This is a genomic window from Duganella vulcania (assembly GCF_009857655.1).
GTDB classification, from domain to species: domain Bacteria; phylum Pseudomonadota; class Gammaproteobacteria; order Burkholderiales; family Burkholderiaceae_D; genus Rugamonas; species Rugamonas vulcania.
In genome coordinates, this window is record NZ_WWCX01000005.1 from 73,638 (window position 1) to 96,408 (window position 22,771).

20 protein-coding genes and 1 pseudogene are annotated in these 22,771 nt (G+C 62.1%); 12 read left to right on the top strand and 9 right to left on the bottom strand.

Features of this window, described 5'->3' with window-relative positions; all coding sequences use genetic code 11:
• Positions 1-74: 74 nt before the first annotated feature.
• The 8 genes and pseudogenes from GTP90_RS06360 to GTP90_RS06395 all read left to right on the top strand — a co-directional run bounded on the left by GTP90_RS06360 (position 75) and on the right by GTP90_RS06395 (position 6,105).
• Positions 75-1,472, top strand: coding sequence for a protein adenylyltransferase SelO (locus GTP90_RS06360; protein ID WP_254451757.1), 1,398 nt, complete (start codon positions 75-77; stop codon positions 1,470-1,472).
• A 120-nt stretch (positions 1,473-1,592) separates the two neighbouring features.
• Complete coding sequence (gene msrB, locus GTP90_RS06365; protein ID WP_117015030.1) at positions 1,593-1,988, top strand: peptide-methionine (R)-S-oxide reductase MsrB; 396 nt, start codon at positions 1,593-1,595, stop codon at positions 1,986-1,988.
• A gap of 13 nt (positions 1,989-2,001) precedes the next feature.
• Entirely contained in the window at positions 2,002-2,631 is a 630-nt protein-coding gene (locus GTP90_RS06370) for a septation protein A (RefSeq protein ID WP_161082703.1), read from the top strand.
• Positions 2,628-2,900: a BolA family protein gene (locus GTP90_RS06375; protein WP_161082704.1), complete on the top strand. Its 273-nt coding sequence runs from the start codon at positions 2,628-2,630 to the stop codon at positions 2,898-2,900. The genes GTP90_RS06370 and GTP90_RS06375 overlap by 4 nt, the downstream gene beginning before the upstream one ends.
• 122 nt (positions 2,901-3,022) lie before the next feature.
• On the top strand, positions 3,023-3,802 hold the full coding sequence (locus GTP90_RS06380) for a peptidylprolyl isomerase (protein WP_161082705.1): 780 nt from the start codon (positions 3,023-3,025) through the stop codon (positions 3,800-3,802).
• Positions 3,803-3,904: 102 nt separating this feature from the next.
• Positions 3,905-4,681: a peptidylprolyl isomerase gene (locus GTP90_RS06385; RefSeq protein ID WP_161082706.1), complete on the top strand. Its 777-nt coding sequence runs from the start codon at positions 3,905-3,907 to the stop codon at positions 4,679-4,681.
• A 92-nt stretch (positions 4,682-4,773) separates the two neighbouring features.
• Positions 4,774-5,397: pseudogene (locus GTP90_RS36365) on the top strand (methyl-accepting chemotaxis protein); the annotation flags it as partial.
• A gap of 39 nt (positions 5,398-5,436) precedes the next feature.
• Positions 5,437-6,105, top strand: a complete 669-nt coding sequence (locus tag GTP90_RS06395) for a DNA alkylation repair protein (RefSeq protein ID WP_161082707.1) — start codon at positions 5,437-5,439, stop codon at positions 6,103-6,105.
• A gap of 36 nt (positions 6,106-6,141) precedes the next feature.
• On the opposite strand, the gene GTP90_RS06400 is transcribed toward GTP90_RS06395, so the two are convergent.
• Positions 6,142-6,612, bottom strand: coding sequence for a PEP-CTERM sorting domain-containing protein (locus GTP90_RS06400; RefSeq protein WP_254451758.1), 471 nt, complete (start codon positions 6,610-6,612; stop codon positions 6,142-6,144).
• Positions 6,613-6,827: 215 nt separating this feature from the next.
• Positions 6,828-10,877, bottom strand: coding sequence for a phosphoribosylformylglycinamidine synthase (gene purL, locus GTP90_RS06405; protein WP_161082708.1), 4,050 nt, complete (start codon positions 10,875-10,877; stop codon positions 6,828-6,830).
• Positions 10,878-11,145: 268 nt separating this feature from the next.
• On the opposite strand from purL, the gene GTP90_RS06410 reads away from it, so the two are divergent.
• On the top strand, positions 11,146-12,786 hold the full coding sequence (locus tag GTP90_RS06410; RefSeq protein ID WP_161082709.1) for a response regulator: 1,641 nt from the start codon (positions 11,146-11,148) through the stop codon (positions 12,784-12,786).
• Here GTP90_RS06410 and GTP90_RS36370 read toward each other — a convergent pair whose 3' ends face one another.
• The 5 genes from GTP90_RS36370 to GTP90_RS06430 all read right to left on the bottom strand — a co-directional run bounded on the left by GTP90_RS36370 (position 12,787) and on the right by GTP90_RS06430 (position 17,984).
• Positions 12,787-12,930: a hypothetical protein gene (locus GTP90_RS36370; protein WP_175047992.1), complete on the bottom strand. Its 144-nt coding sequence runs from the start codon at positions 12,928-12,930 to the stop codon at positions 12,787-12,789.
• Positions 12,931-13,048: 118 nt separating this feature from the next.
• Positions 13,049-13,555 carry a Clp protease N-terminal domain-containing protein gene (locus GTP90_RS06415; RefSeq protein WP_161082710.1) on the bottom strand — a complete coding sequence of 169 codons (507 nt, stop codon included), beginning with the start codon at positions 13,553-13,555 and terminating at the stop codon, positions 13,049-13,051.
• Positions 13,556-13,576: 21 nt separating this feature from the next.
• Positions 13,577-13,789, bottom strand: a complete 213-nt coding sequence (locus GTP90_RS06420) for a helix-turn-helix domain-containing protein (protein WP_161082711.1) — start codon at positions 13,787-13,789, stop codon at positions 13,577-13,579.
• 50 nt (positions 13,790-13,839) lie between these two features.
• Positions 13,840-14,373: a GNAT family N-acetyltransferase gene (locus tag GTP90_RS06425; RefSeq protein ID WP_161082712.1), complete on the bottom strand. Its 534-nt coding sequence runs from the start codon at positions 14,371-14,373 to the stop codon at positions 13,840-13,842.
• Positions 14,370-17,984 carry a hydantoinase B/oxoprolinase family protein gene (locus GTP90_RS06430; RefSeq protein WP_161082713.1) on the bottom strand — a complete coding sequence of 1,205 codons (3,615 nt, stop codon included), beginning with the start codon at positions 17,982-17,984 and terminating at the stop codon, positions 14,370-14,372. The genes GTP90_RS06425 and GTP90_RS06430 overlap by 4 nt, the downstream gene beginning before the upstream one ends.
• A 97-nt stretch (positions 17,985-18,081) precedes the next feature.
• On the opposite strand from GTP90_RS06430, the gene GTP90_RS06435 reads away from it, so the two are divergent.
• Positions 18,082-19,587: an NAD(P)H-hydrate dehydratase gene (locus GTP90_RS06435; RefSeq protein WP_161082714.1), complete on the top strand. Its 1,506-nt coding sequence runs from the start codon at positions 18,082-18,084 to the stop codon at positions 19,585-19,587.
• Positions 19,588-19,591: 4 nt separating this feature from the next.
• On the opposite strand, the gene GTP90_RS06440 is transcribed toward GTP90_RS06435, so the two are convergent.
• A complete protein-coding gene (locus tag GTP90_RS06440; protein ID WP_161082715.1) occupies positions 19,592-20,311 on the bottom strand; it encodes an ABC transporter ATP-binding protein in 720 nt (239 codons plus the stop codon).
• 31 nt (positions 20,312-20,342) lie between these two features.
• Between GTP90_RS06440 and GTP90_RS06445 the strand changes: the two genes are divergently transcribed.
• Both GTP90_RS06445 and mnmH read left to right on the top strand, forming a co-directional pair.
• Positions 20,343-21,002: an arylesterase gene (locus tag GTP90_RS06445; RefSeq protein WP_161082716.1), complete on the top strand. Its 660-nt coding sequence runs from the start codon at positions 20,343-20,345 to the stop codon at positions 21,000-21,002.
• Positions 20,999-22,060, top strand: a complete 1,062-nt coding sequence (gene mnmH, locus GTP90_RS06450; RefSeq protein ID WP_161082717.1) for a tRNA 2-selenouridine(34) synthase MnmH — start codon at positions 20,999-21,001, stop codon at positions 22,058-22,060. Before GTP90_RS06445 ends, mnmH begins: the two co-directional genes overlap by 4 nt.
• A 90-nt stretch (positions 22,061-22,150) precedes the next feature.
• On the opposite strand, the gene GTP90_RS06455 is transcribed toward mnmH, so the two are convergent.
• Positions 22,151-22,657, bottom strand: coding sequence for an FxDxF family PEP-CTERM protein (locus GTP90_RS06455; protein WP_161082718.1), 507 nt, complete (start codon positions 22,655-22,657; stop codon positions 22,151-22,153).
• Positions 22,658-22,771: the final 114 nt, after the last annotated feature.

Sequence of the window (22,771 nt, forward strand, 5' to 3'; positions counted from 1 at the left end):
CTGCCATTACTGCCTCTAAACTGCCCCTGGACAATTCCTTCGCGTCCCTGCCGCCCGCTTTTTACACCCGCCTGATGCCGACGCCGTTGCCGGCGCCTTATCTGGTCGCCATCAGCGCGCCGGCTGCGGCGCTGATCGGATTGACGCCGGCGCAAGTGGCCGACAGCCTCGACATCCTGGCCGGCAACGCCGCGCCGGAGCGCGCCGAGCCGCTGGCGGCCGTGTATTCCGGCCACCAGTTCGGCGTCTGGGCCGGCCAGCTGGGCGACGGCCGCGCCATGCTGTTCGGCGACGTCGCCACCGCCGATGGGCCGATGGAATTGCAATGGAAAGGCGCCGGCCTGACGCCCTACTCGCGCATGGGCGATGGCCGCGCCGTGTTGCGCTCGTCGATACGCGAGTTCCTGTGCTCGGAAGCCATGCACGGGCTCGGCATTCCGACCTCGCGCGCGCTGTCGGTGGCAGGCTCGGACCAGGGCGTGATGCGGGAGACCGTCGAAACCTCGGCCGTGGTGGTCCGCATGGCGCCCAGCTTCGTGCGTTTCGGCTCTTTCGAACACTGGTTCTACCGCAACAAGAACGATGAGCTGAAGGTGCTGGCGGACTACGTCATCGACCGCTTTTACCCGGAATTGCGCGCGGAAGCCAATCCATACCAGGCGTTCCTGGCCGAAGTCACGCGCCGTACGGCGCACATGATCGCCCACTGGCAGGCGGTCGGCTTCATGCATGGCGTGATGAACACCGACAATATGTCCATCCTGGGCCTGACCCTGGATTACGGCCCGTTCGGCTTCATGGAAGCTTTCGATTCCGACCACATCTGCAACCATACCGACCAGCAAGGCCGCTATTCGTATGCAAATCAGCCACAGGTTGGCCACTGGAATTGCTACGCACTGGGTCAGGCCCTGCTGCCTTTGATCGGCGAAGTGGATGCGACGCAGGCCGCGCTGGACGTCTACCAGCCCGCGTTCGCCGCCAAAATGGATGAGCTCCTGCACGGCAAGCTGGGCTTGGCCATGCTGCCCGAACACGCTGATGCCGACCGCGCGCTATGCGACGCCATGTTTGCGCTAATGCAGGCCAACAGCGTCGATTTCACCCTCTTCTTCCGCCGTTTGAGCGGCTTGAAAGCGGCTGATGCCAGCGGCGACGAGCCGTTGCGCGACCTGTTCATCGACCGCCCGGCCTTCGACGCCTGGGCGATTCAATATCGCGCCCGCCTGCAGGCCGAGGCCAGCGACGACGCCACGCGCAAGCTTGCGATGAACAAGGTCAACCCCAAATACGTGCTGCGTAATTATTTAGCGCAGGTTGCTATTGAAAAGTCTCAGAATAAGGACTTTACTGAAGTGGAACGTCTGCTCTCAGTTTTGCAGCGCCCATACGACGAACAGCCTGAGCATGATCAATACGCCGCCTTGCCTCCGGACTGGGCAAGCCACCTTGAAGTAAGCTGTTCTTCATGAAATTGCTCAAAAAGGCCATGGCTTTGTTGCAACTCCTCGCCGTGCTAGCGCACTGCCTTCGTCGTTGCGCCTAGCCCTGTCCATTTTGAACAATTTCATCTTTTAAGCGAGCAATAAGCCATGACCAATAAAGTCACCAAATCCGACGCCGAATGGCGCGCCATGCTGGACCCGATGGAATATCAAGTCACGCGCCACGCCGCCACCGAACGCGCTTTTACCGGCAAGTTCTGGGATCACCACGAACACGGCATCTACACCTGCGTGTGCTGCGATACGCCCTTGTTCCGCTCCGACGCCAAATTCGATTCCGGCTGCGGCTGGCCGAGCTATTTCGAAGCGCTCGATCCCGCCAATGTCATTGAAAAAACCGACCGCACCCATGGTATGCTGCGCACCGAAATCATCTGCGCGGTATGCGACGCCCATCTGGGCCACGTGTTCCCGGACGGCCCGCCCCCGACTGGGTTGCGCTATTGCATTAATTCGGCGTCCTTGCGCTTCGATCCACAATAACATTTAAAACAACATGAAATTTCTGTTCGACCTGATCCCGCTGCTGCTGTTCTTTGCCGCCTACAAGCTGTCGGGCTGGAATGCCGAGGCGGCCCAGCACTTCATCAATACCTACCTGAGCGGCATGATTTCCGGCGGCTCGGTGAAGCCGGACGAGTCCCCGATCGTGATCGCGACGCTGGTCGGCATCCTGGCGACGATGGCCCAGATCGGGTATATCAAGGCGCGCGGGCGCAAGGTCGACTTCGTGCTGTGGTTCTCGCTGGCCATGTTTGTATTCTTCGGCGGCCTGACCATTTACTTGCACGACGAAGATTTCATCAAATGGAAATTGAGCATCGTCTATTGGTTCTTTGCATCCGGCCTGCTGGTTAGCGAACTGGTCTTTAAAAAGAACTTGATGCGCAAATCGATGGAAGAGATCATCCAATTGCCGGACCTGATCTGGGCCCGCCTGAACCTGGCATGGATCTGTTTCTTTGTCGCGATGGGCTTCCTGAACTGGTATGTCGCCTTCGTTTTGTTTAAAGGCGACACCAGTTCCTGGGTCAGCTTTAAGGCGTTTGGTTCGACCGCGATCATGTTTGTGTTTATCGTCGGCCAGACTATTTATCTGTCCCGCCACATCAAGGATGAAGCATGACCGATACCCGCATAGACCGCATGCGCAGCCGCTTCCAGGCCGCCCTGGCACCGCTGGAACTGACGCTGGAGGACGATTCCGCATTGCACGCAGGCCATGCCGGCGCCGCCTCGGGTGGGGGTCATTACAACGTTAGAATTGTTTCGTTACAATTCGAGGGGCTCAAACTCGTCACAAGACATCGACTCGTGTATGATTCCGTGCACGATATGATGCATAAAGAAATTCATGCATTGGCCATTACCGCATTGGCTCCGTCCGAAGTATGATGTAGCGCTTGGTCTGGGAACGGTCGCTATCGGTTTCAAAATAATTGAACACAAAGACAGATAGCTGATCTAACTCCTGCCCAGGCAATTTCGCTAAAACTTTCCCCTTACAGGAATTAATAATGACTTTCAAGCCAGCCAGTTTGCTGATTGCACTTCTCGCCGTTGCCGCAGTACCTGCTTTCGCACAAAACGTTGCCGTAGTTAATGGCAAAGCCATCCCTACCTCGCGCGTGGAGGCGGTTGTCAAGCAGGTCGTCGCCCAAGGCCAGCAGCCTGATTCGCCACAACTGCGCGAACTGATCAAGAAGGACCTGATCGGCCGCGAAGTGATGATGCAGGAAGCGGAAAAGCAAGGTTTCGGCAAAGATGCAGCGGTAAAAACGCAAATCGAAAACGCCCGCCAAGCCATCATCATCAACGCGCTGGTCGGCGACTACATTAAGAAGAATCCGGTTTCGGACGCCGACATCAAGGCTGAATACGACCGCTTCGTGGCCCAGAACGGCGACAAGGAATACCACGTACGCCACATCATGCTGGCCACCGAAGCCGAAGCCAACGACGTGATCGCCAAGATCAAGGGCGGCGCCAAGTTCGAAGAGCTGGCCAAAGCCTCGAAAGACACCGGTTCGGCAGCCAATGGCGGCGATCTGGACTGGGCAGTGCCTTCGTCCTTCCCACCAGCGTTCTCGGCAGCCTTCGTCGGCCTGCAAAAAGGCCAGGTCACCGAGAAGCCAGTTCAAACCCCGAACGGCTTCCACGTGATCAAGGTGGACGACATCCGTCCAGCCAAGCTGCCTACCCTGGAAGAAGTGAAGCCGCAAGTTGCGGAAGCACTGGCCCAGAAGAAATTGCAAGCCTACCAAGAAGAACTGGTCAAGAAAGCAAAAGTGCAGTAATGTTACAGATGAAGGCGGCGCCCTGCGGGGCGCCGTTTTTAATTTTGCGTTGATACAATGCACCGCCGAGTGCGATTTCTAGTTTTTTTATAGGATTTAATAATGATGTTGAAGCCAGCCCGCCTGTTGTTAGCACTGATCGCTGTCGTAGCAGCACCGGTATTCGCGCAAAACGTCGCGACCGTCAATGGCAAGGCTATTCCCGCCGCCAAAGTGGATCAAATGGTCAAGCAAGTGGTCGCCCAAGGCCAGCAGCCTGACAGCCCGCAACTGCGTGAAATGGTCAAGAAAGAACTGATCGGACGCGAAGTCATGATCCAGGAAGCGGACAAACAAGGTTTCGGCACCAAGCCGGAAGTCAAGGCGGCAATCGAAAACGCACGTCAGAGCATCATCATCAACGCGATGCTGGCTGACTACGTTAAAAAGAATCCGGTAAAAGATACCGAAATCAAAGCCGAGTACGACAAGTACAAGGCCGCCATGGGCGACAAAGAATACCATTCGCGTCACATCCTGGTCGCCACCGAGCAGGAAGCCAAAGACATCATCGCCAAGCTGAAAGCCGGCGGCAAGTTCGAGGAACTGGCCAAGGTATCGAAAGACGGCTCCGCCAACAACGGCGGCGACCTGGGCTGGATGACTCCAGGCAAACTGGTCAAGCCTTTCGCCGACGCGATGGTTGCCCTGAAAAATGGCGAGATCACCCAGACCCCGGTGAAGACCGAGTTCGGCTACCACGTCATCAAGCTGGAAGAATCCCGCGCCACCAAGCTGCCTTCGCTGGAAGAAGTCAAAGGCCAGGTCGCAGAAGCCCTGCAACAGCGTAAGATCGCCGCCTTCCGCGACGAACTGACCAAGAAAGCCAAGATCCAGTAATACTGTTTCTTGCTGTCCAAAGGGCGCCCTTCGAGGCGCCTTTTTGTTTTTGGCGGCGACGCAACAGGCGCCGATCTGTGCACTTCCCTGGTATGACGTCGACGGTTAAACAGAATGCCGCCAATGCCAACCAGGCGAATGGATTGGCCGCCAAAGCCTCCGAGGTGGCGATGAAAAGTGGCGCGGTGGTTTCTGAAGTCGTCAATACCACGACTTCAATAAACGCTTCCTCCCGATATTATCTCGGTTATTGATGGCATCGCGTTCCAGACTAATATCCTTGCATTAAATGCCGCGGTAGAAGCGGTGTGCGCGGGTGATCAAGGACATGGATTTGCAGTCGTGGCTTCTGAAGTTCGCAATCTAGCGCAACGCTCCGCAGCGGCGGCCAAGGAGATTAAGGAATTAATTACCGATTCGGTCGCCAACCTGGATACGGGCAGCAATGTTCGAGGAAGCGGGTAGTATCATGACCGAAATCGTCGACAGCGTAAAAACATGTCGCTGATATTATGAGCGCAATCAGCACGGCGAAGCAGCAACAGACATCGGGTATCGAACAGGTTAATCTGGCGCAGAATCGTCAGCATATTCCAGCTTGGGCAGCAGTCGCGTCAAAACGCATAAGTACGAGCCGTTCAAGGCACTCCGTCGAGTGCCTTGCTTTTTGCCCATGCAGGCCAGAAACTGGCAAGTTCATGCCAATTTTTGGCTAATTCTCCGGGCTGGAGCCGGAATCATCTATACTTGACCCCATGAATGCCCAATTCCATGCCGACCTCGACACTGCCCTCGCCTCCGCCGTGACGCCCGGCCGCGCGCCCGCCATGCGCGCGTATATGCGCGACCAATTTCCTTTTCTGGGAATCGCCACGCCACAGCGCCGGCAGGCAACCCGGATTCTATTAAAGTCTTTACAAGGATCAAGTGCGAAGGATATTCTGCAATATGCAGAACAATTTTGGCAGCGTCCCGAAAGGGAATATCAGTATGTGGCAGCAGATTTGCTCAGCATGCACTCGAAAATACTCGACATCTCACATGTGCCGGTTTTACTTGAATTGGCACAGAAAAAGTCCTGGTGGGATAGCGTAGATCCGCTGGCTTCAGTTATTGGAAAGATCCTGCGTTTTGGACATGAAGGAATGGATCAGGCGCTATTGCACGATAATATGTGGGTGCGACGAATTGCGCTATTACATCAATTGGGCTGGCGAGAAAAGACTGACAAAAATAGGTTATTCAACTATTCCGTCGCATTGGCACATGAGAAAGAGTTTTTTATACAAAAGGCGATCGGTTGGGCATTGCGGGACTATGCCCGTCACGATCCTGAAGCGGTCCGGGCATTTATACTCAAAGAGAAACAGCAGCTTTCGAAACTCAGTTATCGTGAGGCGAATAAGCATTTTGGTGATAACTGAGCTGAAAAGCGAAAAATTAAATATAGCAAAGTACGCTTATTTCTTTCCTCGCCGCCCCCTCAAAATAATAGTACCTAAGCCAAGCAGCAACATTGTATAGGTCTCGGGTTCGGGAACGGCCGTTACCGTCCAACTTGCGTTAAGGTTAAAATCGGACAGGCCCACCTCATCGGTCGAACCATCGCCGTTAGCAAAGTACAACACAGCGTTCAGTTGGTCGGGCTCCCGTCCAGCCTCGGCTGTATAGCTGCGGAGACTTGCCGACACTCCGGCCCCCTGGCGACCATAAAGCCAAAAGTCGTTGGACTTGCCGCTGAATGACAGAATAGCCTCGCCGAAATCGCCATACATCGGGACGGCAGAGTCAATGGAATTGATAGATGTCCCACCGATTTTCAAGCTACTGAACTGCAGTTGACGTATGAGGTCGCCCTCACTTTGACCGGTAAAGTCGGCCTCCACCACCCATGGTGAGCCACCGTAGAGCGAACTGGACGTGTATGACAAGTGGTACTGCTGGTTTGCGGCGCTGGCGGTAGCGCTAAGCAACGCAGCCATCAAAACCAAATATGGTCGGAAAATTCTCACTTTGCCTCCCAAAAAGTTATCTAAAACTATTCTATATTAATTAACCAACCTGGGAAAATGAAATTCGTTTGCTCAGCATGAAAAAACCCCGGAGTTGGCAGGCAACTCCGGGGTTTTCAGAAGGCTCCTAATGCTTAGCCGACGAACTTGCGCGCGTTGCGGAACATGCGCATCCATGGCGAATCTTCGCCCCACGATTCAGGATGCCACGATTGCTGCACCGAGCGGAATACACGCTCCGCGTGCGGCATCATTACCGTAAAGCGGCCGTCCGCCGTGGTTACCGACGTCAAACCTTGCGGCGAGCCGTTAGGATTGTACGGATAGGCTTCGGTGGCAGCGCCGCGGTTATCGACAAAGCGCATCGCTGCCACGGCTTCATTGATGTTGCCGGTCTGCGTGAAGTCCGCATAGCCTTCGCCGTGGGCGATGGCGATGGCGGTCTGCGTGCCAGCCATGCCGTTGAAGAAGATCGACGGCGAATCCAGCACTTCCACCATCGCGAAGCGCGCCTCGAATTTTTCCGATTTGTTGGTGGTGAACTTGGGCCACGCATGCGCGCCTGGGATGATCGACTTCAGGTTGCTCATCATCTGGCAGCCGTTGCAGACGCCCAGGCCGAAGCTGTCGGTGCGTGCGAAGAAGCGGGCGAACTGCTCAGCCAGCGCGGCGTTGAACAGGATGGTCTTGGCCCAGCCTTCGCCGGCGCCCAGCACGTCGCCGTACGAGAAGCCGCCGACGGCGATGATGCCCTGGAAGTCATCCAGTTTGACACGGCCTGCAATCAGGTCGCTCATGTGGACGTCGACCGCGTTGAAGCCCGCCTGGTGCATCACGTAAGCGGTTTCAATATGCGAGTTGACGCCCTGCTCACGCAGGATCGCAACGCGTGGACGCACACCGGTCGCCAGGAACGGCGCGGCCACATTCTCGGTCAGGTCGAAGGTGATCTTCGGCGTGATGCCTGGATCGGCTTCGTCCAGGATGCGGTCGTATTCGGCATCGGCGCAAGCTGGGTTGTCGCGCAGGCGGGCGATGCGCCAGCTGGTTTCGCTCCACAGGCGATGCAGTTCCGAACGCGGCTTGCTGTAGATGTTCTTGGCATCGCGGGTAAACTCGATCACGCCACGGTCGTTCGGCTTGCCGATGATATGACTGCAGGCGCCCAGGTTGAAGGTGCGCAGCACGTCCATTACCAGCGACTTCTCTTCCGCGCGAACCTGGATCACCGCGCCCAGCTCCTCGGAGAACAGCGCGCGCAGGGTTTGCTCGTTGCGGCGCTCGGCGATCTGGCCGGCCCAGTTCTTGGCGTCGCCCTGGTCGGCGCCGTGCCCCTCTTCCAGCGTCAGGATGTCGAGGTTGATCGACAGGCCCGCGCGGCCGGCGAAGGCCATCTCGGTCAGCGTGCCATACAGGCCGCCGTCGGAACGGTCGTGGTAGGCCAGCAGCTTGCCGTCGTTGTTCAGTTGCTGGATCGCGGTGAAGAAGGCCTTCAGGTCTTCAGGGCTGTCCACGTCAGGCGTCTCGTTGCCCAGCTGGCCCATGACCATCGACAGCGCGGAAGCGCCCAGGCGGTTCTTGCCACGACCCAGATCGATCAGGATGATGGCGGTGTCGCCGGCATCGGTCTTGATCTGTGGCGTCAGCGATTTGCGCACGTCGTGCACCGGCGCGAAGGCCGAGACGATCAGCGACACCGGCGAGGTGACAGCCTTGGCGTCGCCCTCGTCCTTCCACGTGGTGCGCATCGACAGCGAATCCTTGCCGACCGGGATGCTGATGCCCAGGGCCGGGCACAGCTCCATGCCGACCGCCTTGACGGTGTCGAACAGCGCCGCGTCCTGGCCAGGCTGGCCGCAGGCGGCCATCCAGTTGGCGGACAGTTTGATGTCGGAGATATCCTTGATCGGCGCGGCGGCGATGTTGGTGATCGCCTCGGCGACCGCCATGCGGCCCGACGCGGCGGCGTTGATGACGGCCAGCGGCGTACGCTCACCCATCGCCATCGCTTCACCCAGGTAGCCTTCGAAGCTCATCGCGGTGACGGCGCAATCGGCCACCGGCACCTGCCATGGGCCGACCATCTGGTCGCGCACGGACATGCCGCCCACGGTGCGGTCGCCGATGGTGATCAGGAAGGACTTGTCGCCGACGGTAGGCAGCAGCAGCACGCGCTTGGCGGCTTCCTCCAGGTCCATGCCGGTCAGGTCGATGGCCGGGAATTGGTTCTGCACGTGGTGCACATCGCGCTGCATCTTCGGCGGTTTGCCCAGCAGGACATCCATCGGCATGTCGACCGGTTCGTTGCCCAGCTCCGGGTCGATCAGCTTCAGTTGACGCTCTTCGGTCGCGGTGCCGACCACGGCGAACAGGCAGCGCTCACGCTCACACAGCGCCTTGAACATCGGCAGGCTGTCCGGCGAGATCGCCAGCACATAGCGCTCTTGCGATTCGTTGGACCAGATCTCTTTCGGCGCCATGCCGCTTTCTTCCAGCGGGATCTTGCGCAGGTCGAAGATCGCACCGCGCTTGGCGTCGTTGGTGATCTCAGGGAAGGCGTTCGACAGGCCGCCGGCGCCGACGTCGTGGATCGAGATGATCGGATTGTTCGCGCCCAGCTGCCAGCAGCCGTTGATCACTTCCTGCGCGCGGCGTTCCATCTCGGGATTGCCACGCTGGACCGAATCGAAGTCCAGGTCCGCGGTGTTGGTGCCGGTGGCCATTGACGAAGCGGCCGAGCCGCCCATGCCGATGCGCATGCCGGGACCGCCCAGCTGCACCAGCAGGCTGCCGACCGGGATGTCGTTCTTGTGCGTGTGCTGGCCGGAGATGTTACCGATGCCGCCCGCGATCATGATCGGCTTGTGATAGCCGAACACGGTGTCGTGCGCGCCCGCGAACTGCTTGCCGATATTCTGCTCGTAGGTACGGAAGTAACCGCCCAGCACCGGACGGCCGAATTCATTGCTGAAAGCGGCGCCGCCCAGCGGGCCTTCGATCATGATCTGCAGCGCCGAAGCGATGCGGTCTGGCTTGCCGTATGCCTTGCCGCTGCTGCGGTAGTCGGCCACCGGCGCAGTGACCGGAGCGTCGTTTTCCCACGCCTGCACGGCGCCCGGCAGCATCAGGTTCGACACGGTGAAGCCAGTCAGGCCGGCCTTCGGCTTGGCGCCACGGCCGGTCGCGCCTTCATCGCGGATCTCGCCGCCGGCGCCGGTGGAGGCGCCTGGGAATGGGGAAATCGCGGTCGGGTGATTGTGGGTTTCCACTTTCATCAGCGTGTGCGTCAACTCGGTGGTCGGCGCGTACTGGTGGGCGTCGCCCTGCGGGAAGAAGCGCATCACTTCCGCGCCTTCCATGATCGACGAGTTGTCGCTGTAGGCGACGATGGTGCCCTTGGGCTGCAACTGGTGCGTGTTCTTGATCATGCCGAACAGCGACTTCGGTTGCGCGACGCCGTCGATGGTCCAATCGGCGTTGAAGATCTTGTGGCGGCAGTGCTCCGAGTTCGCCTGCGCGAACATCATCAGCTCGACGTCGGTCGGATTGCGGCCTGCCTTGGTGAAGGCGGCGTCCAGGTATTCGATCTCGTCGTCCGACATCGCCAGGCCCAGGTCCGTGTTGGCCTTTTCCAGCGCGGCCTTGCCCATGCCGATCACGTCGACCGATTCCAGCGGCTTCGCTTCCAGCGTGCGGAACAAGCCGGCCGCTTCGTCCGGATGACGCAGCACCGATTCGGTCATGCGGTCGTGCAGCAGCGCGGCGACGGCCTGCACTTCTTCATCCGACAGCTTCTTGGCGGCGCCGATGCTGCTGCCCAAAATGCCGCTCTTCAAATTGATGCGGAACGCGATGCCGCGCTCGACGCGCTTGATGTGCGCCATGCCGCAGTTGTGGACGATGTCGGTGGCCTTGGAGGCCCACGGCGAGATCGTGCCGAAGCGCGGGATGACGAAGAACTCTTCGACCACGCCATCGGTGTTGTCGGCGTGGGCCGGCTCACCGTAGGTCAGCAGCGCGCCGAGGCGGCTGGTGTCGTCGGCCGACAGCGGTTCGGCGGCGTCGATGAAGTGGACATAGCGCGCCTGGACGGCGGCGACGGCAGGCAGCGCGGCTTGCAGTTGAGTTAACAGGCGTTGGCTACGGAATGCGGACAGGGCGTTGGAGCCCGGCAGAATCAACATGTTTGGAGGATGGTTGATGCAGCATGGCTGCGGATTAAAGGTAGATGGAGCACGAGATACTTGTAATGCAGAATTTCCTTTGCGCGCATTATACCCTTTACCAGCCTGCCTATACAGCGCCAATTCGGCCAAAAAAGTGCTGCGGAAGCAACATTTTTGGCAATTTGAGGCTGGATTAATCCACAGCCCCGCTCTTATTGCCGGTTTTTCATAACATTTCGACTTGCCATGGAGTATGCTAGATTTAACTTTAGCTTGAATGCGTAACATGGCGGAATATAGTGAATTGTCGGTGCTGATCGTCGACCCGAATCCCGGGATGCGCGGCAGCCTGCACAACATGTTGAACCAATCCGGCATCACCAAGATCGATTACGCGGTCAGCTCCGGCACGGCCATCCGCCAGCTGGCCAAGAAACCGTTCGACATTGTGCTGTGCGAGTACGACCTGGGCAACGGCAGCGGCGAAAACAATGGCCAGGACGGCCAGCAGCTGCTGGAAGACCTGCGCCACCACAAGCTGATCGCGCCGTCGACCATCTTCATCATGCTCACCTCCGAGGGTGTGTACAGCAAAGTGATCGGGGCGGCCGAGCTGACGCCGACCGACTACGTGCTCAAGCCCTTCACCGTGGACGCGCTGCTGCAGCGGCTGCGCAAGGCGGTCGAGCGGCGCGACGTGTTCCTGCCCGTCCACCAGCTGGTTGAACTGGGCAGCGTCCGCAAAGCCATCGGCGAATGCGGCATCGCCGAGGAAAAGAATCCCCGTTACGCGATCGACTTTGCGCGCCTGCGCGCCGAGCTGCTGGTGTCGCTGGACGAACTGGCCGATGCCGAAGTGGTGTACCAGGTCATCCTGATGAACCGCCCGATCGCCTGGGCGCACCTGGGCATGGCGCGTTGCCAGTTCGGCCAGCAAAAGTACGTCGAGGCGCAGGAGACCTTGCAGGAACTGCTGGTCCACAATCCCAAGTTCATGGCGGCCTACGATCTGCTGGCGCGCACCCACGAGGCGCTGGGCCAGCAGGAAGCGGCAAAGAAGATACTGGAAGACGCGGTGGCGATCTCGCCCAACATGGTGCGCCGGCTGCGCCACCTGGGCGAAGTGGCGTTCGAGACGGGCGACGTTGGCGTCGCCGAGAAGGCGTTCAAACAGGTCGTGGCCAAGGCAAAGTACTCCGAGTTCCGCGACCCCGAGGACCACGTCAAGCTGGTGAAGACGCTGGTCAAGAAAGGCGACGCCCATCAGGCCAGCGGTGTGATACGCGACATGGAACGCTCGTTGCGCGGCAGCGCCAACGTCGAGGCCTGCCGCGCCATCGCGGCCGGACTGCTGCAGGAAATGACCGGCAATATCAGCGGCGCTGCGGCGGAACTGGCCACCGCCGTCAACGCCGTCGGGGCCAGCCGGGGCCTGTCGACCGGCCTCAAAATCGGCCTGGTACACAGCTGCCTGAATGTGAAGCTGGACCAGCAGGCCTCCGACCTGATGCTGAACCTGATGAACGATACCGAGAGCGGCGTGTCGATGGACGACGCGGTGCAGGTATTTGAAAAAGCCGGCCGCCACGACCTGGCCGCCGGCATGGGAGAACAGATCAAGCTCCAGGTGGACGAGCTGATTGCACACGCCTCCGAACAGCGCGGCCAGGGCGACCTGCGGGCTGCGGTCGATACGCTGAACGCGGCGCTGCGCAAGGCACCTGCCAATATGTCGCTGCTGCCGGCCGCGACATCGGCGATACTCAAGCAGCTGGACGATCTGGGTTGGGAAGTGCCGCTGGCCGAGCAATGCGCCTATCTGCTGGAGCGCATGCGCAAGATCGATCCGACCCATCCTTCGCTGGAGGCGCTGCAGTTGCAATATTCGCACACCCAGCGCAAGTACGGTATCGCGACGACGGCTTAGTTACTGCATCAGCGAACCGGGGAAGTTCGACAGGTGGGAAATCAGGTACCAGGTCACGAAGTACAGGGCGCACAGCAGGAAGGCCGACAGGATCGCGCCATTCGCCGACCTGCGCCCGCGCAGGAGCTTGAGTAGCGTACGCACCGGGTTCTCCCTTCCATCTGTTCATCGAATCAAAACTTTACGCTCCCCGCCCTGTACTGGACAAGCCGGGAATCGCCGGTACCGTTTTTTGATGCCGATGGTATTGGATGGCGGGCCGTCAGGCGGCCATGGTGCGCAGCTCCTCTTCCGCCGCGCGGCCCAGTGCCTGCAGATCGACGTTGATGGCGCCAAAGGCGCGGCCTGCGGCGCTTTGCCGCATGCCCGCCACCACGAGCAGGATATGCGCCCCGCACAACGCGGCAGGCAGCCGGCGTTGCGCGTCGCGCAGCTTTTGCATCAGCGCCTGGCCGGACGGTTGGGCGTCGAACAGTTTGCCGGCCGTCGCTGGCGGCGGCGCCATGTCGTCCGCATCGACCTCCAGGCCCAGCGAGGACAGCGCCGCAGCGTGCCGCTTCTCCAGTGCCGCGCGATACGCCTGCGGATCGGCGCCGACGCGCTGGAACACACGCCGCGCCGAGCCGTCGGCCAGGTCCAGCGCGGCCAACGCGTAATGCTCCGCGCCAGGGTGCTGCTGGCCCGCTTTCAAGGCCCAGCGCTCGGCATTGTTCGATAAATTGGCAATGGTGCGCAGGTCGTGCCAGCGCTGTTTGAGCTTCGCGAACATCGTGCTTTCCTCCTGATGGCTTCAGCCGCGCGCCAGACTCGCCGCGTGCTTTTTATGGGCGGCCTGCCTGGAGACGCCGAGCGCCTCCGCTATCTGGGCCCAGGTCCAGCCGTCCTCCAGCGCCTTGCGCACGGCTTTGCGCTCTACCTGGTCCGCGAGCTCGCGCAGCGCCAGCACCGCCGCCAAGGCTTCGCTTGGCGCGGTGGGAATCTTGAGGTGAAGGAGATCGGTCATGCGTCAACTTTAGTTGACAAGCCAGGACTTGTCAACATGCGTTGACGGACTTAGTCGGGGACCAATGAAAACACATGTGCCGCCACGGGCCCGTCGCGCAGCACCAGCCGGTTTCGCGCCAGGCATTCATGCGTGGCGCCAGCCTTGCGCGCCACTGCGGCGCTGGGCTCATTGCCGTCGGCGACGACAATCTCTACCCGCACCTGGTTCAGGTGCAGGAAGGCGTAGCGGGCCAGCGCGATTGCCGCGGCGACCGCGGCGCCCTGCCGCTGCGCGGATTCCCTCACCCAGTAGCCAAGATTACAGAAACAGTTGTGGGTATTCAGCTTGTTCAAGCCGCCGCCGCCAACCAGCGTAACGCCGTCCAGCTGAAATATCCCGAATTCATGCGCACTGCCCTCGGCGCGGCTGGCGTCGCAAAACGCGAACCACGACAACGCCTCCTCCTCCGTGTACCCGGCGTGCGCCCAAGGCATCCATTTGCCGACGCTGGACATCGACTCGCGAATGGCGGCCGCGAACGCTGGCGCGTCCGCAGGGACGAAGGGTCGCAACAAATAATCACCCGCCTGCAGTTGTGTCATTGCTTATCCTTGCTAAAGCCGTAGCCGCCACCACCCGGCGTTTCGATCACGAACAGATCGCCGGGCTGCATGTCGGTCTTGCCGATGTGGGCCAGCTCCTCGACGCGGCCATCGGCCCGCACCACGGTATTGCGTCCCAGCGCACCCGGCTCACCGCCAGCCATGCCGAACGGCGCGTGGATGCGGTTGTTCGACAGGATGGCGGCGGTCATCGCTTCAAGGAAGCGCACTTTGCGCACGCCACCGTTCCCGCCATGCCACTGGCCCGCGCCGCCGCTGCCTTCGCGGATGGCGTAACTTTCGAGGCGCACAGGGAAGCGGAACTCCAGGATCTCGGGGTCGGTCAGGCGCGAATTGGTCATATTGGTCTGCACGACGCTGGTGCCGTCGAAGCCGGGGCCCGCGCCGGAGCCGCCGCTGATGGTCTCGTAGTACTGGTAGCGGGCGTTCCCGAAAGTGAAGTTGTTCATCGTCCCCTGCGCCGCAGCCATCACGCCCAGCGCCCCGTACAGCGCGTTGGTGATGCAGGTGGAGGTCTCTACATTGCCCGACACCACCGACGCCGGATAGTGCGGGTTGAGCATGGAGCCTTGCGGTATCAGCACCTTCAGCGGTTTCAGACAGCCCGCGTTCAGCGGAATCTCGTCATCCACCAGCGTGCGAAACACGTACAGCACGGCCGCCATGCACACCGCCGACGGCGCGTTGAAGTTGTTCTCCAACTGCGGCGAGGTGCCGGTGAAATCGATCTCCGCGCTGCGGCTGGCGTGATCGACGCGCACCGTCACCTGTATCTGCGCGCCGTTATCCAGTTGCAGCGTGTAGCTACCGTCCTTCAAGGCGCTAATTACGCGCCGCACCGATTCCTCGGCGTTGTCCTGCACGTGGCCCATGTAGGCCTGCACCACATCCAGGCCGAAGTGGGCCACCATCTTGCGCAGCTCGTCCACGCCCTTCTGGTTGGCCGCCGCCTGCGCCCGCAGGTCGGCCATGTTCTGGTCGGGATTGCGCGCCGGGCAGCGCGCGCCTGCCAGCATGGCGCGCGTCTCGGCCTCGCGCAGCTGGCCACCGGCGGCGCCGTCCACCAGCTTGAAGTTATTGATTAACACGCCCTCTTCCTCGATCACGCGCGAATCCGGCGGCATCGAACCAGGCGTGGTGCCGCCGATGTCCGCATGGTGGCCACGCGAGCCGACGTAGAACAGGATATCCCGGCCCGCCTCGTCGAACACTGGCGAGATCACCGTCACATCCGGCAGATGGGTGCCGCCGTTGTACGGATCGTTGAGCATGAAGACGTCGCCGGCGTGCATGCGGCCGGCGTTCTCGCGCATCACGGTCTTGATGCTCTCGCCCATCGACCCCAGATGCACCGGCATGTGCGGCGCGTTGGCGATCAGGTTCCCGTCGGCGTCGAAGATGGCGCAGCTGAAGTCCAGCCGCTCCTTGATGTTGACCGAGTAGGCGGTGTTCTGCAGGCGCAGCCCCATTTGCTCGGCGATCGACATGAACAGGTTGTTGAAGATCTCCAGCATCACCGGATCGGCGCTGGTGCCAATGGCGCGGCGCTCCGGCAGCGCCGCCACGCGCTTGAGCACCAGATGGTCATGCAGCGTCACCTCCGCCTGCCATCCCGCTTCGACGATGGTGGTCGCATTCGCCTCGGCGATGATGGCCGGGCCCTTGACGATATCGCCGATGCGCGTGGCGCCGCGCTGGTACAGATTGGTCTGGCGCCATTTGCCACCGGTGTACATCGGCACCACCGCATGCGGCATCAGGCCGGACACGCGGCGTGGCGCCGGCTCCACGCTCTCGGACGGCGCATCGGACTTGCCGACCGCCTCCACCGACACCGCCTCCACGATCAGCGCCTTGGACGGCATCAGGAAGGAATAGCGCTTGCGGTAGGCCGCCTCGAACTGCGCCTTCATGCTGTCGACGGTATCGAACAGGACGATCAGCGCCGAATCCGTGCCTTCGTAACGCAAATGTACGCGGCGTATCAGCACGATGCGCTGGTCGTCCACGCCCTGGTGATGCAGGTCGGCGCGCGCATGGCGGGCCAGCGCATGCAGGCGCGCGTCCAGGTCTTCCACCGAATCGGCGCCCAGGCGCGCTTCCACCGCGGCCTCGCGCATCGCGGTCTGGTCGGCCAGGCCCATGCCGTAGGCCGACATCACGCCCGCCAGCGAATGCACGAACACTGTCTTCATGCCCAACGCGTCGGCCACCAGGCAGGCATGCTGCCCACCAGCGCCGCCAAAGCTGGTCAGCGCGTACTCGGTGACGTCATGGCCGCGCTGCACGGAGATCTGCTTGATCGCGTTGGCCATATTGCCGACCGCGATTTCGATAAAGCCCTCGGCCACCTGCTCCGGCGTGGTCTCCTTGCCGGTGGCGGCCTGGATGCGCTCCGCCAGCCCGGCGAAGCGGGTACGCACGGTCTGCGCGTCGAGCGCCTGCCGGCCCTCCGCCCCGAACAGCTGCGGAAAATGGCTGGGCTGGATCTTCCCGAGCATGACATTGCAGTCGGTGACGGCCAGCGGGCCGCCGCGCCGGTAGCTGGCCGGCCCCGGATTGGCGCCCGCGCTATCCGGCCCCACGCGATAGCGGCTGCCGTCGAAATGCAGGATCGAGCCGCCGCCCGCCGCCACCGTATGGATGCTCATCATCGGCGCGCGCATGCGCACGCCGGCCACCTGGGTCTCGAACACGCGCTCAAACTCGCCGGAGAAATGCGAGACGTCGGTGGAAGTGCCGCCCATGTCGAAGCCGATCACCTTGTCGAAGCCGGCCAGCTTGCTGGCGCGGACCATGCCGACGATGCCGCCCGCAGGGCCGCTCAGGATGCTGTCCTTGCCCTGGAAGGCGCGCGCGTCGGTCAGGCCGCCGCTGGACTGCATGAACTGCAGGTTCACACCGGGCATTTCCTTCGCCACCTGGTCGACGTAGCGCCGCAGAATGGGCGACAGATAGGCATCCACCACGGTGGTATCGCCGCGCGCGACCAGCTTCATCATCGGGCTGACCTCGTGCGAGACCGAGACCTGCGTGAACCCCATCAGCCGCGCCATCTCCGCCACCTTGACCTCGTGCGCGTGATAACGGTAGCCGTGCATGAAGACGATGGCCAGCGAACGCAGGCCCATGTCGTAGGCCGCGGCCAGGCCGGCGCGCGCGGTCTCCATGTCAAGCGCGGCGACGGTCTCGCCATGCGCGCCCATGCGCTCGTCGATTTCGATCACATGGCTGTACAGCAGCTCGGGCAGCAGGATGCGGCGGTCGAACAGGCGCGGACGGTTCTGGTAAGCGATGCGCAGCGCGTCGCGGAAGCCGCGCGTGATGGCCAGCGCGGTGGGCTCCCCCTTACGCTCCAACAGCGCGTTGGTGGCGACAGTGGTGCCCATCTTGACGGCGCCGATCTGCGCCACAGGAATCGGCTTGCCCTTGGCGACACCCATCAGCTGGCGGATGCCGGCAATGGCCGCATCGGCGTACTGCTCGGGGTTCTCGGACAGCAGCTTGAGCGTACGCAGGCGCCCATCGGGCGGACGCGCCACGATGTCGGTAAACGTACCCCCCCGGTCTATCCAGAACTGCCAATCCATGCAAGCCTCGCTACGATAACTGAAGCGTGTATTGTAGTGTCTCGGCCGCGCGTGGGATAGCGGCCTTACAACATAATTTGGATGCTAAAATCACACCATGAATCCACTTTACTCCAGCGCGGAGATACGCGCCATCGAACACGCCGCAGCCGCCGCGCTGCCCGACGGCGTACTGATGCAGCGGGCCGGCCAGGCCGGCGCCAATGCCGCGCTGGATCTGCTGCCCTTCTCGACCTCCAAGGCCAAGGTCCTGATCCTGGCGGGCCCCGGCAACAACGGCGGCGACGCGCTGGAGACAGCGGCCCACCTGGCCTACGCCGGCGCACAGGTGACGATCCTGCACTTCCCGCCGCAATCGGCGCCATCCGACGAGCGCGCGGCCGCCATGCGGCGCGCACAGACCAGCGACGCCCGCTTTGCCGACCTGGATCTGGCGATGGTGGCCGGCACCGAGTGGACGCTGGTGGTGGACGGCCTGTTCGGCATCGGCCTGCAACGCCCGCTGGCCGGCGCGCTGCGCGACCTGGCGGAAGCGGTCAACACCCTCAAATGCTCGGTGCTGGCGCTGGACCTGCCGAGCGGCCTCGATGCCGATACCGGCGCCATCGTCGGCCCGGACGGCGTGGCGATCCACGCCACCCACACCATCACCTTCATCGGCAACAAGCCCGGCCTGCACACCTGCGATGGGCGCGATTACGCGGGCCTGGTGGACGTCTCGCGCCTCGACATCGACGCCAGCCATTTCGCGCCGGCGCGGCTGCACCTGAACGACGTCAAGTTCTTCTCGCGCCATCTGCGCGCACGGCGCCACAACACGCACAAGGGCAGCTACGGCAGCGTGGCGGTGATCGGCGGCGCGCGCGGCATGGGCGGCGCGCCACTGCTGGCTGCGCGCACTGCGCTCAACAGCGGCGCGGGCCGCGTCTACGCGCTGTTCGTCGAAGACCCGCTGCCCTGCGACAGCGGCCAGCCGGAGCTGATGTGCCGCCTCGCCGACGATTTCGACCTGGGCGCCGCCACGCTGGTGATAGGCCCCGGCCTGGGCGCATCGAGCCACGCTGCCGAACTGCTGGAGCGCGCCATCGCCAGCGGCAGCGCGCTGCTGGCCGACGCCGACGCGCTTAATCTGCTGGCCGCCAATCCCGCGCTGCAAACCGCGCTGGCGCGGCGCCCGGCCTCCAGCATTTTGACGCCGCATCCACTGGAGGCGGCACGGCTGCTGGGCTCCACCATCGCCGACGTGCAGGCCGACCGCATCGGCGCCGCCCGCAAGCTGGCGGCCAGCTTGAATGCCCATGTGGTGGTCAAGGGCTCCGGCACCGTGATCGCGGCGCCGAATGGGGATGCCGTCATCAACACCACCGGCAATCCAGCGCTGGCCACGGCCGGCACCGGCGACGTCTTGTCTGGCTTGTGCGGCGGCCTGCTGGCGCAAGGCTGGCCGCTGTGGGAGGCCGCGTTGGCCGGCGTCTGGCTGCACGGCATGGCGGCCGACGTGCTGGTCACCGAAGGCACGGGACCGATCGGCCTGACCGCCGGCGAACTGATACCGGCGATCCGCGTCGCGCTGAACCGCATGGTCCAGCACCACGGCCGCTAGCCGGTCAAACCAGCCGCCCCGCCGCGATGGTAATGGTGCGGGCGCAGCGCGCCGCCATCGCCTGGTCGTGCGTGACCAGCACCAGCGTCGAGCCATGCTGGCGATTCAGTTCGAACATCAGTTTGATGACCGCCTCGCCGGTGGCCGCATCCAGACTGCCGGTCGGCTCGTCGGCGAACAGCAGCGGTGGCTCGGTGACGAAGGCCCGCGCCAGCGCCACGCGCTGCTGCTCGCCGCCGGACAGGTACTTGGGATAGTGCTTCAGGCGGCTGGCCAGCCCCACCCGCTCCAGCATGCTCTCCGCCTTCTCGCGCGCATGCGTGGCGCCGCGCAGCTCCAGCGGCAGCATGACGTTCTCCAGCGCCGTCAGGTGCGCCAGCAGCTGGAACGACTGGAACACGAAACCCAGCTTTTCCTTGCGCAGCGCCGCGCGGCCATCCTCGTCCAGCGCGTAGATATCGACACCGTCGAGCAGCACGCGGCCCGCGCTGGGCGTGTCCAGGCCGGCCAGCAGCCCCAGCAAAGTCGACTTGCCCGAGCCGGAAGCGCCTACAATGGCGAGCGTCTCGGCTTTTTGCACGGTAAAATCCACCTCGTGCAGGATCGTCAGTTCGCCGCTGGCGTCGGCCACGCGCTTGGCCAGGCCGCTGACGGCGATGGCCGGCTGCGCGCCGGCAAGCGGCACAGCGGCGGCGCTGGACGCCAGGCCCGGTCCGTCCGGCATGAAATGGGAAGACGCTTTAGGGAAATCAGGCATGCTGAATGTATTAAATGTTTTATACGGTTTATCAAGAAAACTGAGTGGCCGGGCCTTGGCCGCGCTGCTGCTGGCATCGGCCATGGCGAGCGCCTATTCTGCACCAAAAACCGTGCTGGTGCTCGGCGATAGCCTTTCCGCCGAATATGGCCTGGCGCGCGGCGCCGGCTGGGTGGCGCTGGCCGAACAAAAACTCAAGAGCCAGAAGATCGAGGCCAACGTGGTCAACGCCAGCGTCAGCGGCGAAACCACCAGCGGCGGCCGCACGCGCTTGCCGGCGCTGCTGGCGAAGTACAAGCCGGCGCTGGTGGTGATCGAACTGGGCGCCAACGACGGCCTGCGCGGCCTGCCGGTGGCCGCCGCCGAGACCAATCTGCGTGCGATGGCCGATGCCGCCGCCAAGGCCGACGCCAAGGTCATGTTGATCGGCATGCGCATGCCGCCCAACTACGGGCGCGATTACGCCGACAAATTCTTCGCCATGTACGGCACCCTGAGCAAGGAGATCAAGGCGCCGCTGGTGCCGTTCATGCTCGACGGGATCGCCGACAAGCCGCAGCTGTTCCAGCCGGACCGCCTGCACCCGCTGGCCGAAGCCCATCCGACCATCCTGGCCAACATCTGGCCCGTCCTACAGAAAAGCATCAAGGCAAAATGAAGTATCCAGAAATCCTAGTATTCGACGACGCGCTCCAGCAACTGGACAAATTCGATGCCATCATCGACGTCCGCAGCCCCGCCGAATACGCGCTCGACCACCTGCCCGGCGCCATCAACGCGCCGGTGCTGGACGACGCCCAGCGCATCCAGGTCGGCACGATGTACAAGCAGGTCAACTCGTTCGAGGCCAAGAAGGTCGGCGCCGCGCTGGTGGCGAAGAATATCGCCGCCCACATCGAGGCGCTGTGGCTGGACAAGCCGCGCGAATGGCGGCCCCTGATCTACTGCTGGCGCGGCGGCAACCGCAGCGGCTCGATGGCGCACATCCTGGCCAAGATAGGCTGGCCGGTGGCGCAGCTGGACGGTGGCTACAAGGCTTTCCGTGCCCATGTCAACGCGGCGCTGGAACAGCCGCCGGGGTTGAAGTTCAAGGTCATCTGCGGCACCACCGGCAGCGGCAAGAGCCGCTTGCTGGAGGTGTTGCACGCGAGCGGAGCGCAAGTGCTGGACCTCGAGCAGCTGGCCGCCCATCGCGGCTCGGTGCTGGGCAACCTGCCAAGCCAACCGCAGCCCAGCCAGAAGGCTTTCGAGACCGCGATCTGGAATACGCTGCGCCGCTTCGACCCCGCGCTGCCGGTGTTTGTGGAATCGGAGAGCAAGAAGGTCGGCAACCTGCGCGTGCCGGCGGCGCTGATGGACGCCATGCGCGCCTCCGACTGCGTCGCGCTGACGCTGTCGCGCGCCAATCGCGTGCGCCTGCTGATGGAGGACTACGCGCATTTCACCGACAGTCCGGCCTCGCTCAACGAGCAGCTGGAGTTCCTGACGGCGCTGCACGGGCGCGAGAAGATCGGGCGCTGGCAAGCCATGGCGGTGAACGGCGCGATGTCGGCCCTGGTGGAGGAGCTGCTGGCCGATCACTACGACCCCGCCTATTTGCGCTCGATCGACCGCAATTTCGTCAAGTACGGCCAGGCCTTCCCGCTGGAGCTGGAAGACATCGGCAGCGCCGCCTTCCAGGCGGCCGCCGCGCGCCTGACAGCCATGCCGGTCTGACCCTGTCCCGCTAAAACATCAAACCCCGAGGACCGGCTTCCGGTCCTCGGGGTTTCTTTTTGTGCTAAGGGTTCATCTACTCAAAAGCGGTCAACTTTTTTTGCGGCGGCGTCCGATGTACGACAGGATACCCAGGCCGCCCAGCATCATGATGTAGGTTTCAGGTTCAGGCACCGGATCGATATTCAGCGTGCCGGAATAGCTGGCGGAAACACTGTTGGAGATGCCATACACGGTCAACACCAGGGGGCCTGAGACCCAGGTCGGATTGAGCCAGCCAGACTCGAAGACACCGGTCGGCGTGAACGTCAGGGCGTTGCCATTCAGGTCAGCGGAGTAGAAATCGATATCATGATTGCCACCCAGGTTCATGGTTTGCACCCAGGCATTCAACAGGCTGGGGCCCACGGCGGGACTGAAGGTGAATACATCGGTGAAGGCACCAACCACAGAGTGATCGGCCCCGAAGTGCGCGCTGTAGCCAGCGGCCGGACTGCCATTTAACACAACAGGAATGCTTTGACTGTCGCCGGCGGCATAACTGGTGATCGAGGTGGCCGCCATAACAGTCCCGATTAAGAGCGATTTTAGTTTCATAATTTCCCCGAGAAAAAAAGTGGAAACCGAACGCGCCTGATGAGTTAGTGCGCTATTTGACGTTACACCTGCTCAATTTAAGTGTCAATTAATTATTCAAATTAAACAATTAAC